Annotated in this window: 13 protein-coding genes; 7 read left to right on the forward strand and 6 right to left on the reverse strand. The window is 61.9% G+C overall.

All coding sequences use genetic code 11. The features are described from left to right. Nucleotides 1–8: 8 nt before the first annotated feature. Complete coding sequence (locus IAE77_RS01200) at nucleotides 9–1,859, reverse strand: ABC-F family ATP-binding cassette domain-containing protein (protein ID WP_294220623.1); 1,851 nt, start codon at nucleotides 1,857–1,859, stop codon at nucleotides 9–11. Nucleotides 1,860–1,967: 108 nt separating this feature from the next. Here IAE77_RS01200 and IAE77_RS01205 point away from each other — a divergent pair, with 108 nt between their 5' ends. Further along, entirely contained in the window at nucleotides 1,968–2,879 is a 912-nt protein-coding gene (locus IAE77_RS01205) for a PQQ-binding-like beta-propeller repeat protein (protein WP_294220626.1), read from the forward strand. Nucleotides 2,880–2,896: 17 nt separating this feature from the next. Here the strand turns inward: IAE77_RS01205 and IAE77_RS01210 are convergent, their stop codons facing one another. Together IAE77_RS01210 and IAE77_RS01215 are read right to left on the reverse strand one after the other, a co-directional pair. Continuing rightward, the gene (locus IAE77_RS01210) at nucleotides 2,897–3,919 is read right to left on the reverse strand and encodes a prenyltransferase/squalene oxidase repeat-containing protein (protein ID WP_294220629.1); all 1,023 of its coding nucleotides are present in this window, start codon (nucleotides 3,917–3,919) and stop codon (nucleotides 2,897–2,899) included. A gap of 11 nt (nucleotides 3,920–3,930) precedes the next feature. Next, complete coding sequence (locus tag IAE77_RS01215; protein ID WP_294220631.1) at nucleotides 3,931–5,346, reverse strand: sulfatase-like hydrolase/transferase; 1,416 nt, start codon at nucleotides 5,344–5,346, stop codon at nucleotides 3,931–3,933. A 97-nt stretch (nucleotides 5,347–5,443) separates the two neighbouring features. Here IAE77_RS01215 and IAE77_RS01220 point away from each other — a divergent pair, with 97 nt between their 5' ends. The 5 genes from IAE77_RS01220 to IAE77_RS01240 all read left to right on the forward strand — a co-directional run bounded on the left by IAE77_RS01220 (nucleotide 5,444) and on the right by IAE77_RS01240 (nucleotide 9,350). After that, on the forward strand, nucleotides 5,444–5,614 hold the full coding sequence (locus tag IAE77_RS01220) for a hypothetical protein (protein WP_294220634.1): 171 nt from the start codon (nucleotides 5,444–5,446) through the stop codon (nucleotides 5,612–5,614). An 11-nt stretch (nucleotides 5,615–5,625) separates the two neighbouring features. After that, a complete protein-coding gene (locus IAE77_RS01225) occupies nucleotides 5,626–6,213 on the forward strand; it encodes a hypothetical protein (RefSeq protein WP_294220636.1) in 588 nt (195 codons plus the stop codon). A 101-nt stretch (nucleotides 6,214–6,314) separates the two neighbouring features. After that, a complete protein-coding gene (locus tag IAE77_RS01230) occupies nucleotides 6,315–7,424 on the forward strand; it encodes a hypothetical protein (protein ID WP_294220638.1) in 1,110 nt (369 codons plus the stop codon). Between the two features lie 21 nt (nucleotides 7,425–7,445). Continuing rightward, complete coding sequence (locus IAE77_RS01235) at nucleotides 7,446–8,612, forward strand: PQQ-binding-like beta-propeller repeat protein (protein WP_294220640.1); 1,167 nt, start codon at nucleotides 7,446–7,448, stop codon at nucleotides 8,610–8,612. A gap of 6 nt (nucleotides 8,613–8,618) precedes the next feature. Next, entirely contained in the window at nucleotides 8,619–9,350 is a 732-nt protein-coding gene (locus IAE77_RS01240; RefSeq protein ID WP_294220643.1) for a VTT domain-containing protein, read from the forward strand. Nucleotides 9,351–9,367: 17 nt separating this feature from the next. On the opposite strand, the gene IAE77_RS01245 is transcribed toward IAE77_RS01240, so the two are convergent. After that, a complete protein-coding gene (locus tag IAE77_RS01245; protein WP_294220646.1) occupies nucleotides 9,368–9,805 on the reverse strand; it encodes a hypothetical protein in 438 nt (145 codons plus the stop codon). Nucleotides 9,806–10,279: 474 nt separating this feature from the next. Between IAE77_RS01245 and IAE77_RS01250 the strand changes: the two genes are divergently transcribed. After that, entirely contained in the window at nucleotides 10,280–11,164 is an 885-nt protein-coding gene (locus IAE77_RS01250; RefSeq protein ID WP_294220649.1) for an FHA domain-containing protein, read from the forward strand. A gap of 66 nt (nucleotides 11,165–11,230) precedes the next feature. Here the strand turns inward: IAE77_RS01250 and IAE77_RS01255 are convergent, their stop codons facing one another. Both IAE77_RS01255 and IAE77_RS01260 read right to left on the reverse strand, forming a co-directional pair. Beyond that, the gene (locus IAE77_RS01255; RefSeq protein WP_294220652.1) at nucleotides 11,231–12,205 is read right to left on the reverse strand and encodes a DUF1080 domain-containing protein; all 975 of its coding nucleotides are present in this window, start codon (nucleotides 12,203–12,205) and stop codon (nucleotides 11,231–11,233) included. A gap of 46 nt (nucleotides 12,206–12,251) precedes the next feature. Beyond that, nucleotides 12,252–13,265 (reverse strand): hypothetical protein, encoded by a 1,014-nt coding sequence (locus IAE77_RS01260; protein ID WP_345780946.1) that lies wholly within the window; start codon nucleotides 13,263–13,265, stop codon nucleotides 12,252–12,254. Between the last annotated feature and the right edge of the window lie 122 nt (nucleotides 13,266–13,387).

Here is a 13,387-nt window from a genome sequence, read left to right on the forward strand (position 1 = left end):
GGCTTCCGTCAACCCACTGCCAGTTTCTCCACCTCTTCCGCCGCCTTCTCCCATTCCGTGGTCAGCTTCGCGATTTTGGGCTCCACGGCTTCGAGTTCGGCGCTGAGGTCGCGGAATTTCACAGCGTCGGCGTAGGTCGCTTCGTCTTGGAGAAGCTCGACGATCTCGTGCTTGCGTTTGTCGAGCGTGGCGAGGTCGGCTTCGATTTTGGTGACGCGTTGCTCGGCGTCTTTTTTGGCCTTGCTGCGGGCGTTGCGGGCTTCGGCTTCGAGACGCTTTTGCTCCTTCGACTTCGGCGGCTCGCGGACGGCGGGGGCGGTGTAGGCTGTCGGCTGGGCGTTGTGCAGCGTGGCGGTGAGGGCTTCGCGGGCGCTGCCGGCCTTGGTTTTGTCGAGGTAGTATTGGTAATCGCCGGCGTAGGGCGTGATCACGCCGGCGCTCACGTGCAGGACCTGCTTCGCCATCTGGCGGATGAAGTGAACGTCGTGACTGATGAAGACGAGCGTGCCTTCGTATTGCTCGAGCGCGTTGATAAGGGCGTCGATGCTGCCCATGTCGAGATGCGTCGTCGGCTCGTCCATGAGGAGGAAGTTCGGCGGATCGAGCAGCAGTCGCACGAGCACGAGGCGGCTCTTTTCACCACCGCTGAGCACGCCGACGGGCTTGAAGACATCGTCGCCATGAAACAAGAAGGAGCCGAGCAGGGTGCGGCAGAGGTTTTCACCGGGACGGCTGGGCAGATCCATGGCGGATTGCAGCACGGTGTGTCGCATGTTGAGCACATCGCCGCGGTATTGGGCGAAATAGCCGAGCTTCACGTTGTGACCGAGTTCGCGATTGCCGGCCTGCGGGTTCAAAGCGCCCGCGAGAAGCTTCAGCAGCGTGGATTTGCCCGCGCCGTTCGGGCCGACGAGCACGGTGCGTTGTCCGCGCTCCATTTCGAGGTCGAGGCCGTTGTAAACGGGCGTCTGGCCATAGGCGAAGTCCACGCCCGTCATGCGGATCACACGCTGACCGCTGCGCGGCGGCTGCGGGAAGCGGAATTTGACCGTCTTCGCATCGGCCACGGGCGCTTCGATCTTCTCGATGCGGTCGATCATCTTCGCCTTGTCCTGCGCACGGGAGGCGAAGTTGGCCTTCGCTTTGAATTTATCCACCCAGGCCTGCATTTTGGCCAGTTCGCGCTGCTGGTTGTCATACGCGCCCTGCATCTGCTCCATCCGCGCGGCTTTTTCGCGCAGGTAGTCGTCGTAGTTGCCGGTGTAGCGCGTGATCTTGCTGTGGGCGACTTCGAGGATGCTGTCGCAGAGCGCGTTCAAAAACTCGCGGTCATGGGAGATCATCAGGATCGCCCCGGGGTAGCCCTGGAGGTAGCTTTGGAACCAGATCAGCGATTCCAGGTCGAGATGGTTCGTCGGCTCGTCGAGGAGCAGCAAATCGGGCTCCTGTACGAGCAGGCGGGCCAGATGCGCACGCATGACCCAGCCACCGCTGAGCGTGCGGGCATTGCGCTCGAAGTCGGATTCACGAAACGCGAGGCCGCTGAGGATGCGTTTCGCCTTCGGCTCGACCTCCCAGCGGTTGTGCTCGTCCACGTGGCCGGTCGCCAGTTCCAAAACCGTGACATCATCGATGGGAGCGCTCTCCTGTGGCAGAAAGCCAAAGGTGATGCCGCGTTCCATGACCACCTTGCCGTCATCCGGCTCCGCATCCCGCAGCAGCAGTGAGAAAAGCGTCGATTTGCCCGCTCCATTCGGACCGATCAGGCCGATCTTCTCGCCACGATTGATGTGGAACGACACCTGGCTGAAGAGAGTGCGGCCGGCGTAGGTTTTACTGACGTTGTTGACGGAGAGCATGCGGGAATTTGGGCGCGCATAGTGGCCCTGATCTGCGCGCTGTCGAGTTTGCAGGCAAATTTGCCGCAGCCGGAAAAAGGACGGCTGGAGCAGCGTTTGCGCCTGCGCATGAACACACGCCTCTTACTCATCGCCTCACTGGTGGCAGCGGATTTTTCAGCCACGGCTCAAACCCTCGCGGCCGTCGGCGGCTGGCACCAGTTTCGCGGACCGAACCGCGATGGCCTCTCAACGGAGACCGGCCTGATGAAATCGTGGCCTGCGGACGGCCCGAAGCTGCTGTGGGAAATCAAGGGCGCAGGCGGCGGCATGGGCTCGGTGACCGTGGGCAACGGCCACGTGTTTGTCGTCGGCAACCGCAAGGAGGGCGTGTCGATCACGGCGTTCGATTTGAAGACGCAGCAGGAAGTGTGGACCACGGTGATGTGCGACAAGCGTGACCAGCCGAATGGTGCGCCGACTTTTGACGGCGAACGCGTTTACGCGGTGAGCAAGGACGGCATCCTGGCCTGCTGCGATGCGAAAAGCGGCGAACTCATCTGGCGGAAGAGCTACACGGCCGATCTCGGCGGCCAGATCATGAGCGGCTGGGGTTTCAGCGAGTCTCCGCTCGTCGATGGTGATCTCGTCATCGGCGTTCCGGGCGGCAATGAGAGCATCGTGGCCGCGATGGACAAGAAGACGGGCGAGGTGAAGTGGAAGTCGTCGCTCCCGGCGGATGTGGGCACGCGTGGCAAGGACGGTGCTGGCTACACCGGCGTGGTGATCTCGAACGGCGGCGGTGTGAAGCAGTACCTCACGCTCGTGGGCCGCGGACTGGTCAGCGTGCGTGCCAGCGATGGCAAAACGCTGTGGACCTACAACGCGGTGGCGAATGGAACGGCGAACATTCCGACGCCGCTGGTGTGGGACGACTACGTGTTCACCTCGTCCGGCTACGGCACGGGCGCGGCCTTGCTCCAGCTCAAGAAGGATGGCGATGGTGTCACCGCCGAGGAAAAATACTTCCTGCAGTGCTGACGGCAGGCCAACTTGGACTACTTGGGTTGGACAAACTGCGCGAGACCGGCGACGGCCCAGGCGGTGGCGGCGGTGGAGAGGAACTGGTGCTCGCCGTGCGGATCGCCGTTTTCAAAGTAGGGCTGCACTTTGTTTTTCACGCGGGAGTCGACGAGCCAGGAGCCGTCGGCATGCTGCGTGCGCAGCAGCCAGTCGCGAGCGCGTGAAATGGCGGCGTGCTCGGGAGCGAGGCCAGTTTTGAGCAGCATGAAAAGTGTCTGGCCGGTGGAGAAGGCATCGCCGGGCAGATCGGCGGCCTGCGGCCATGAGCCGTCGGCGTGCTGCGCTTTGAGGATGGCTTCGCGGACGGTGTTTTTTGTGGATTCATCACCGCCGAGGTGGTGCAGGCCCCACAAGCGCCAGACGCGGTCCTCCTGGCTTTCGAGTCGCGCTTGAGCGAGCCATTTCAAGGCGGCGGCCTTTGATTTTTCGAGCGCGGACTGCTGCTCCGGCGTGGCGTAGTGCTGCATGCCGCGCAGCGAGAGGACGGTGTCGGCGACATCGCTGCCCTGCATGGGCGGGCGGCGGCAGGAGGTGGTCCAGCGGCCGTTTTCGAGACGTGTGAGACCAGCGGAGTCGCCGCCTTTGAGGCGGGCTTTGCCCTGCACTTTCAGCGTGTAGGCCACCATCGCGGTGGTGGTGGCATCGGCGGGCGCACGGGCCATTTGCAGTGCCCAGAAGCCGTAACCCGTCGTGGTGGCGCCGCCTGGGACGTGATCGCCCGCGAGCATGTCGTCGATGCGCTCCTCAAAATAAGCGTGGGTGATGCCAGACTGCGTTTGGAGCCAGACGGCGTCGGGTTTGGCACTGGCCTCGGTCATGCTGAGCATGGGAAGCGTCTGGTGATGGCAGGAGAAGCAGGTTTTGTGCTTCGGCCAGTCACTGGCTGCGGTGGTGATGCGGGCGAGGCCGCGCTGCACGGCGGTTTCAATGCCAGGCGGCTCCGCTGCGGACACGGCGCAGGCCACGCATGAGAGAAGAATGAGAAACGGCCTGCGCATGAGTTCGTTGGCTACTTCACCTCATTCTTCTTTTTCCTCTTCTTGGCTTCTTCCGGTCCTTTCGGCTTGCCGCCGTTGGGGCTGAGGCGCTTCCACCAGTCGGGGCCGTCGGCCTCGACCTTGGCATTGGTTTCAAGCAGCCGGCCTTTCAGCTCGTGGAAGCGTTGGGATTCCTTGTCTTTGAGGTCGGTGGTCTCTTGGGGATCATCCTTGAGGTTGTAGAGTTGGTTGTAGAGTTCGAACTCGGTGAGTTCGGCGTTGGCGAGGATTTTCCAGTCATCGACGCGCATGGCGATCTTGGCGTTCGGGGCCATGTGGAGACGCCAGAAGAGCGGTTGGGGCCGTTCGAGCTTCGTGGCGGTGCCGGTGAGGGCGGGAAGCATGTCCACGCCGTCGAGGACACGGTCCTTGGGCAGTGCGACCCCGGTGATGCCGAGCACGGTCGGCAAAAGGTCGCTGCCGATGACGGGGACATCGCTGGTGCTGGCCGGTTTGATCCTTCCGGGCCAGCGGGCGAGGCCGGGGACGCGGATGCCGCCTTCGTGCAGATCGCGCTTGCGACCACGCAGGCCGCCGCTGCTGCCGCGACCGGGTGATTTGATGCCGTCACCTTCGGGGCCGTTGTCGGAGGTGAAGAAGACGAAAGTGTTGTCGGTCAGCTTTTGCTCGTCGAGCTCCTTCATGAGCATGCCGAAGGCGTGATCCATCTGGGTGACGTTGGCGTGATGCTCGCGCTGCACGTCGTCGGTGAGGTCGGGGTAGAGCGCTTTGAACTTCGGATCGGATTTGATGGGGTAATGCGGTTCGTGGGTCCAGACGGCGAGGAAGAAGGGTTTCGACGCGTCGCGCTTTTCTTTGAGCCAGGTGATGGCCTCGGTGACGACGAGCGGCGCCGAGTAGCCCTGCATCTGGCCGACGGGCTGGCCATTGCGGACGAAGTTGTTGGGGTTCTCATGCGAGGGGCCGGCGTTGTTTTGCGTGGCCATCCACCAGTCGTAGCCGTGGTCGCCGGGCTGGGGCTGCGCGGGGTTGTTGAAGAGGCCGTTGAGATGCCATTTGCCGCTGTGGCAGGTGCTGTAGCCAGCTTTCTTCAACAAAGAGGGCAATGTGATCTCGCTGGTGCGCAGATGCACCTCCGCGCCTTCGGCGATCCAGGTGTAAACACCATTGCGATGCGGTGTGCGGCCGGTGAGCAGGGCGGAGCGCGAGGGACTGCACACGGCGCTGCCGCTGTAGCACTGCGTGAGGCGCACGCCTTGTTTCGCGAAAGCGTCGAGATTGGGCGATTTAATGATGGGGTGGCCGAAGCAGCCGAGGTCGCCGTAGCCGAGGTCGTCGGCGAGAAAGAGGATGATGTTCGGCTGCGCCGCGGGCAATGACGAAACCAGAATGAGGAATGACGAAAGGAGGGCGACGAGGAGGCGCATGATCGCACGGGAACGACCGGGGCGGTGATGATCCTTCGAGAATCTGGGCGCCCCAATTCAGGCTTGGAAAAGCAGTCCGGGTGGTTAACGTCATGCCATGACAACGACTTATCCACGCAGCAAGGAGGAGACCGACAAGGAACTCGCGATCCTGCGCAAGCACCACAAGGAGATCATCAAATCCAAGGAGAGTGCGCTGGCGTTTCTCGTACGCGCGGGACTGGTGACCAAAAGCGGCAAGCCGACGAAGCGTTACCGGAACGACTGAGGAATGCGGCAATGACCCACAGCTCCATCCACATCGGCTATCATGGCTGCGACCGGGAGACGGGGGAGCGAGTGCTGGCTGGTGATACCGAGCTGCACATCAGCACGAATGACTACGACTGGCTGGGCGACGGCATCTATTTCTGGGAAAACGACCCTGAACGTGCTTTGAACTGGGCACGTACGGTCTGGAAACATGGCCGGAGAAGCCGCGCCAGGGTTGCGGAGCCGTTTGTCATCGGCGCGGTGATTCAGATGGGAAATTGTCTGGACCTGATGCAGGCGGAGTCTATTCGCGTGGTTCGTGAGGCGCATGAACGGCTGAAGTCCATCTACGCGGAGGCCGGGACCGTGATGCCGCAAAACCGGCTGGTCGCCGGAGAGCTTGCCTTGCGGCATTTGGATTGCGCGGTGGTGCAGTTTTTGCACCGGCATCGCATGGAGACCGGCCTGCCAGACTTCGACACCGTGCGGGCGGCGTTTCCGGAAGGGACGCCGCTGTATGAGACGGCGGGGTTTCTGGAGCGCACACATATTCAGATTTGCGTTCGCCATCCGGCCAGTGTGCTGGGGTATTTCAGAGTGAAGCGTCGGCGGTGACAGCCTCGCGTTGAAGTCACCGATGACCCAGTGATTCGGCCGGATGTCGAAACTGCCGCTTGGCGGGTGGCGTTCTTTGTGAAAGCATCCGCCGCTCTTCCATGAAACTGACTCCCGCCCTACTGTTTGCCGTCGCCGGTCTGCCGCTGTTCGCGGCGGAGGATTTGTCGAAACCGATCGAGGCTCTGCGAGCCGTGAAGAAGGAAGGCGATGGAAATGAGGCCGCAGGCAAGGCGTGGCAGCAAATCGTGAAGGCGGATGCCCAATCGCTGCCGGAAGTGCTCAAGGGCATGAATGGCGCCAATCCGCTGGCGGAAAACTGGCTGCGTGCGGCGGTGGGCGTGATCGCCGATGACGCGCTGAAGGCCAAGAAGATGCCGGTGGACTCGCTGGTGGCGTTTTTGAAGGACACGGCGAACAGCCCGGGCGCGCGTGTGGTGGCGTTTGACCTGATCCATCGTGCGGACGCGAAGCTGGCGGAGGATTTGACGCCCACGCTGCTGAATGACGTGAGCAGCGATCTGCGGCGGCATCCGGTGGCGAAGCTGATCGAGGCGGGTGATGCGGCGATGGAGAAAAAGGACAAGGAGGCGGCGATCGTGGCTTATCAGAAGGGGCTCGGCGGGGCGCGTGATGAGGATCAGATCAAGACGCTGGCCAAGAAACTGCGTGATCTGGGCCAGACGGTGGATTTGCCGTCCCATTTCGGCTTCCTGATGAGCTGGAAGATGATCGCGCCCTTCAGCAACGCGGACCGCAGTGGCTTCGACACGGTGTATCCGCCGGAGAATGGGCTGAAGTTCGATGCGAGCTACGAAGGCAAGGGCAAGGACGCAAAGTGGGTCGATTTCACCAGCAAGGACGAGTACGGCAAGATCGACTTCAACAAGCCCTTCGGCATGGAGAAGAGCGTGGTGGGCTATGCGGCGACGGATTTTCTCAGCACCGAGGATCGCGCGGCGGAGATCCGCATCGGCTGCAAGAATGGCTGGAAGGTGTGGCTGAATGGCGAGCTACTGTTTGCCCGCGACGAGTATCACCGCGGCGCGAAACTCGATCAGTACAAGCTGCCCTGTCAGCTCAAGAAGGGAAAGAACACGATCCTCGTGAAGTGCTGCCAGAATGAGCAGACGGAACAATGGACCGTGGAGTGGGAATTCCAGCTCCGCGTGTGCGATGCGACAGGAACGGCGATTGTGGCCGCGAAGTAATGATTTAACCGAATGATGACCATGAAAACGATCTCGATTTGCATTTTGATGTGCCTGACGGCGGGTTTGGCGAAGGCTGACTGGCTGCAATTTCGCGGACCGAACGCCACGGCGGTGTCCACAGACGCCAAAGCGCCTGCGGAGGAGCTGAAAATCGCGTGGACGGCGGATCTGCCGGGTCGCGGGCTGTCAGCGCCGATCGTGGTGGGCGACAAGGTCTTTGTGACCTGCTCCAGCGGCCCCGGCCAGGAGACGCTGCATGTGTTTTGCTTCAACGCGAAGGATGGATCGAAGCGCTGGGAGCGTGCGATGCGCGCGACGGGCCGCACGATGTCACACAACAAGACCTGCGTGGCCGCGAACACGCCGTGCAGCGATGGTGACCGGGTGTTCGCGTTGTTTTCATCGAATGACCTGTTCGCGTTCGATCTCGACGGCAACCTGCTGTGGCTGCGGGGACTGACGTTTGACTATCCGAACGCGAGCAACAGCCTCGGCATGTCGCAGTCGCCAGTGGTGATCGACGGCACGCTGGTGGTGCAGAGCGAGAATGACAGTGAATCCTTCGCTGCCGGCCTCGATGTGGCCACAGGACGCAACAAATGGAAGCTGGAGCGCCCGAAGGCAGCGAACTGGACGAGCGCGACGCTTTGGAAGGGCGTGGCCGCCTTGCAATCGAGCAAGGGCATCCTCGGCGTCGATCCTGCGACCGGCAAAACGGTGTGGAATTACGAAGACGGTGCCAGCACGATCCCATCGAGCGTGGTGCATGGTGATCTGCTCTACGCGGTGTCGAAGGGCATCACGGCGCTGTCTCCAGAGAAGGGCTCGGTGACGCAGCTCTGGCGCAATGAGAAGCTGAATCCCGGCACGGCGAGCCCGCTGGTGCTGGGTGATCACCTTTACGTGGTGAATGGCGCGGGCGTGCTGATCAAGGCAAGCGCAAAGAATGGCGATGAAGCGTGGAAGCTGCGCTTGAAGGGGCCGTTCAGCGGTTCGCCGGTCGCGGCGGGCAAGCGCATCTACATCGTGAGTGAGCGCGGCAGTTTCCAATCGATCGATCCTGAGGCTCCAGAAGGCAAAGTGGTGCAGGAGATCGACTTGAAGGAGACCGTTTTGACCACGCCGGCGATCTCGGACGGCGCGATCTATGTGCGCAGCGATGCGAAGCTGTGGAAGCTGCAATAACCGCCGATGGCTGACGATCCCACGCAGGAGCCGGAAGAGCTCGATGTCGCGATTGCCACGGAAGTGGAGCAGGAGACGTCGCGTGCCCTGAACAAGGAGACGCGGCAGGTGCTGCTGGCGGTGCTGATGGTGGCCGCGTTCATGGCGCTGGCGCATTTCACGCCGCTGAAGGCCTGGATCACGAATGTGCAGACGTGGAAGGGTCTTGTGCGCGAGTTTGGCTGGATGGCGCATGGCATCTTCGTCGTGGCCTGTGCCATCGTGGTGATGCTGGGCGTGCCGCGACTGCCCATGTGCGCCGCAGCAGGGCTGATCTTCGGTTTTGGCGAAGGCTTGATGCTATCGCTGATCGGATCGACGTGCGGCTCGTATGGCGCGTTCGTTTTGTCGCGTCATGGATTTCGCCGAGCGGCGGAGTCACGCGCGGAGAGGTGGCCTTGGCTGAAGAAGCTGCTCAAAAAGCCCTCGATCATGCGGGTGTTCTGGGTGCGTCAGCTCATGGTGCCAGGCCTCGTGCTGAACGTGTTGCTCGGCATGACGCCGGTGCGGCATTCACGTTTCCTGCTGGGCACGGCGCTGGGCTATCTGCCGCTGAACGTGGCCTTCAGTCTCGTGGGCAGCGGTTTGGGCAAGGGCAGCCTGGCGTCCACCTTTGCGCAGTTGCTCGCGGCCATGGCGGTGATCAACATCGCCGCGTGGCTGGTGTATCGGGTGATGAAAAAGCAGCGCGTGGCTTGAGGGCACGGTTTGCGCTGTCAGTTCATCGCATGCCAGGCCAGCGAATGGTGCTCCGCCTCCTCATCGTCGGTCTCCATGGACGCGACGATGATGCAGGCCAGGCCAATGATCACCACCACTGGGAAGATGAGAATGAGCAACGGCAGCAGCAGGATGAACGCGACCGGCGCCAGCAGGACGGTGAGCGCCAGCGTTTCCCAGCCGAACTGGCCGAGCTTCACCCCGACCGGAGGCGCGCCGTGGTAGCCGCCCGCGACGAAGACGTGGTCCTGGCGCAGCCAGACCAGCAGGGGCCGAATGGCTTTGCGATATGGACTGAGAAGCGTGGCCCGCATCCGGCGCAGCTGCCAGACACGGTGGAGATTGCGGTTCACCAAATGCGCCGGGGCGTTCTGGGAAGTGGCGGTCTGTCGAAACGAGGCCGCCTGACGTGAGGAGTCAGGGATCGTGTTCATGACGAAGGGGTGGTTGCAGACTAAAACGGACTGACCGGGGCCGTACCAGCACCGCATCGCAGTTCGCACCCCAAAATCAGCGCTCCCTGGGCGTGGAAGACAGGGAATCCCTCATGGCGTCATCTGGCCCGATTGTGCATGTCACACGCGCGGCAGGCGGCACATAACGGACAGGTCACTTGATGGGGATTGTCCGCGCACTTCGGGCAGTGAATGCAAAGCATGCAAAAAGGGCGCTGGGGGCCCATGACACCCGGCTTGCACGCAGCCGTGGTGGAGGTGGCGCAGGCAGTCATGCGATCCCGGGTAGGGAAGGCCTGGATGGGGTCCAAAAGCTCGGATTTCATGACACGACGGGGTGAAAGGGCACCACGTCTGGCTCAGGGCCGAAAAACCCGCTATTGGCAGAACTGCCAATGGCCGGCGGCACGGAAGGTGAGTTGCGGAGGGCAGAAACTCGCGCTAGATCGGCCCATGTTGGCGTCCACCACGGCTGAAAAGAGCCAGGCCTGCTTGAAATGGGGTAGCGGCATGCTGCTGCTCGATGGTCCCTGCGTGATCGGACGCAGGACGGACAACAACCTGCAGATCAACAATGTACAGGTGTCCCGACGCCATGCCTTGCTGCTGAATTTGAATGATGACTGGTGGGTCAATGACCTCGGCAGTCGCAATGGCGTTCTGGTGAACGGTATTCGCCTGACCAACGCCCGGAAACTGCGCGATGGAGACGAAATCCGCATCGCCAACCACCGCCTGCTCTTCTGCAACTCCACGCAGGGGCCGCCACAGCACAGTTCGATCATCGGCAAAACGACCCAAATGGCCCCGGCAGCTCCGGCTGATGAGTTTGTTCCACCCGCTGTCTTGTGCGAACTCATTGTCGCCTCGGCCAAAGGGGAGGTGCTGGAGGGCGAACGGGCTGCGCACTGGTTTTTTGGCCGGTCGCTGGAACGCATGCCAGGTGGTGAGCATTACTTGCTGCCGCTGGCGGTTCGGCATTGGCTGGAGCGCGTGGTGGCGGATGACGGCATGGGCGCGACACCACTCGAACTCCATCAGGGCGACAGCCGTGTGGTTCTCTCTTTCGCCCGGTGCAAAGGGGACCACTACTTCCTGCTGGTGCGGGAGGACAGCCTCAAAGTATCCGCCGAACGTCTCCAAACACTCGGACTCACCGAGCGTGAGGCGGAGGTCATGGTCTGGATCTGCGAAGGAAAAAAGAACGCGGAGATCGCCCTGATCCTGGGTGTCACCCTGCACACGGTGAACCGCCACACGGAACACATCTTCAAGAAGCTCGGCGTCGATAACCGCCAGAAGGCCATCAAAGTCGCCCTGGAACGGCTCGGTGGCTAAAACGAAAAAGCGGAACCGTCGCCGGCCCCGCTTTCATGAAGATCAAGCTCGTTCAGCTCCCGTGCCTCACTTCACCACCGGGCGCAGCACCATGTTGCGGTAGTCCACGTTGGTGTGGTCGCCCTGGAGGAAGATCGGGCCGGGCTTGAACTCGTCACTCGTCATCGCACCGCCGGTGCAGCCGAGCACGGGCTGGTTGTCGATGATCGTCTTGCCATTGAGGACCACGGTCAGGTGGCGGTCCACCAGCGTGATGTCGAGCGTCTGCCACTCGCCGATCGGCTTCTCGGCGTTCACGCTCGGCGTGATGCGGCTGTAGAGCGCGCCCATGTGGTGGGAGTCCAGCGGCTTGCCAAAGCTCTCCATGACCTGCACCTCATAAATGCCGCGCAGGTAGATGCCGCTGTTGCTGCCTTCCTGGGTGCGGACCTCGGTCTTCAGATTGAAGTCCTCAAACTCCGCGTCGGTGCGCAGATTGCCGAAATGCTTGTCCTTTGTCTTCACCACGCGGTTTTGCAGCACGCCATCGACCACGCTCCAGCCGTTGTCGGCCTTCTCGTCGATCAAACGCCAGCCGACGAGGTTCTTGCCGTTCAAAAGCTGGATCGGATCGCCGAACTTCACCTTCGAGAGGTCCGGTGCGGCTGGAACCGCCGGAATGCGCATCCCGGTGAACTCCTCCAGCTTGCCGATCTCCTTGCCTGCCGGGTTCTTCTTCGAGGTCGTCAGCTTCAGGACATCGCCTTCGGCCTTGGCGGTGATCGTTTCGGTCGTGACCTTGCCTTCCTTGTTCTTCTGCTCGCGGATCACGATCAAGGAGTCGCCGTCCACCTTCGTGCTCGTCGTCGGCACCACGCTGCCGCCGCCCCAGAGGACGCTGGAGCTCAGATTGCCATCCTTCTCCTCCACGCCCAGCCAGCCGGCACGCCCGCCCGGGATCGTCAGCGCCCAACGGCCGATGAAGGGACTGTCAGCGGCATTCAAAACAGCGCCGAGGCTGAGCACTGCGGCGATGGAGAGGGAACGGATCGAGAGAGACATGGAGGATCAAGGGTTGGGGTTGACTGGCAGGGCGGGGACAACGGGTTCACTTCTTTAAATCCTTCTCACAATCCGCGTCGGGCGGCGTCGGCGTGCCGGTTTGGTCCACGGGATGATTGAAAAGGTACTTCCACACCGCCTCGTGGATGAATTTGCCATCCTTGTCCTTCACGGAAGACCCAGGTGTCACCGCACCGTGCGCACGCTTGTCATCACCCTTCACATCCGCGTCCGTGATGAGGCGGCGCGTGTTTTGGAACGGCGACTCGACCTTGTCCACGTTCACGATCGGTCCGAACTCGTTCAGACCCATCATCTCCCACGAGCGGCAGTAGTGGTCGCCCGTCCAGCCGCTGTCGAGCACATGGCTGAAGCCGAAAATGCGGTTCCCCGGGGTCGCCGAGGGCAGCGACTGCCAGCTTTCGAGCTGATCCCGCGGCCCGCAGAAGCACACCACCCGGTCCACCTTCTGATGCTTCGCAAACCGCGCCGAGGTCGTCGCCCCATGGGACGAGCCGGACACGATCACCTTGTCCCAGTCCAGGCCCTTGCCGTCCTTGCTCAGGAACTGCTTCCATTTTCCCTTCGGGTGCTCCTTGGACAGCCACTTCACGAACTGAAACGCGCGCTCCATCATCCCGTCCGGCTGCGGAATGCTCACGAGGTCGCTGTGATCCTCGCCCGTCGCCGCTTCGAGACGGATGTCGCCCAAAGTCTTGCCATCATCGCGTCGTGCCGGTGGAATGATGCCGAACCACTTGTTCGCGTAATGCACCTGGATCGCGTGCAGCCCGTAGCTGTTCAGCCGCTCGAACAACGCCCCGTTGTGCCCCATCAACCAGATCACCAGCTTCCCCTGCGGCTTCACGCTCAGGTCCACGCTCGCGTTCTGCATGTCTTGCGGCTTGCCCTTCTTGTCCGTAAACACGAAGTCGATCTCAGGATGCTCCTTGGCACGCGGATCGATCTCGCTCGCTCGTTTGGAGATGGTTTCGACGGCATTGAGGCTGACCGACAAGGCCAGCAGGCAGGTGAGGATGAGGGGTTTCATGGATAGCATTGGTTTTAACGCGAATGTTTCGGAATGGCCGCGAATTCACGCGAATTCCAGAGAACGCAAATGGCAGGACGGCTATTCGAGTTCATTCGCGGATCATTCGTGGCTATTCGCGTTCAATCACT

Source organism: Prosthecobacter sp., assembly GCF_014879935.1.
Classification (GTDB): Bacteria; Verrucomicrobiota; Verrucomicrobiia; order Verrucomicrobiales; family Verrucomicrobiaceae; genus Prosthecobacter.

Coding starts and splice junctions, on each gene's coding strand:
- IAE77_RS01245 (WP_294220646.1), bottom strand. CDS start 9,805: ATGAACACGATCCCTGACTCCTCACGTCAGGCGGCCTCGTTTCGACAG.
- IAE77_RS01215 (WP_294220631.1), bottom strand. CDS start 5,346: ATGCGCCTCCTCGTCGCCCTCCTTTCGTCATTCCTCATTCTGGTTTCG.
- IAE77_RS01225 (WP_294220636.1), top strand. CDS start 5,626: ATGACCCACAGCTCCATCCACATCGGCTATCATGGCTGCGACCGGGAG.
- IAE77_RS01235 (WP_294220640.1), top strand. CDS start 7,446: ATGAAAACGATCTCGATTTGCATTTTGATGTGCCTGACGGCGGGTTTG.
- IAE77_RS01205 (WP_294220626.1), top strand. CDS start 1,968: ATGAACACACGCCTCTTACTCATCGCCTCACTGGTGGCAGCGGATTTT.
- IAE77_RS01250 (WP_294220649.1), top strand. CDS start 10,280: ATGTTGGCGTCCACCACGGCTGAAAAGAGCCAGGCCTGCTTGAAATGG.
- IAE77_RS01230 (WP_294220638.1), top strand. CDS start 6,315: ATGAAACTGACTCCCGCCCTACTGTTTGCCGTCGCCGGTCTGCCGCTG.
- IAE77_RS01255 (WP_294220652.1), bottom strand. CDS start 12,205: ATGTCTCTCTCGATCCGTTCCCTCTCCATCGCCGCAGTGCTCAGCCTC.
- IAE77_RS01210 (WP_294220629.1), bottom strand. CDS start 3,919: ATGCGCAGGCCGTTTCTCATTCTTCTCTCATGCGTGGCCTGCGCCGTG.
- IAE77_RS01240 (WP_294220643.1), top strand. CDS start 8,619: ATGGCTGACGATCCCACGCAGGAGCCGGAAGAGCTCGATGTCGCGATT.
- IAE77_RS01260 (WP_345780946.1), bottom strand. CDS start 13,265: ATGCTATCCATGAAACCCCTCATCCTCACCTGCCTGCTGGCCTTGTCG.
- IAE77_RS01200 (WP_294220623.1), bottom strand. CDS start 1,859: ATGCTCTCCGTCAACAACGTCAGTAAAACCTACGCCGGCCGCACTCTC.
- IAE77_RS01220 (WP_294220634.1), top strand. CDS start 5,444: ATGACAACGACTTATCCACGCAGCAAGGAGGAGACCGACAAGGAACTC.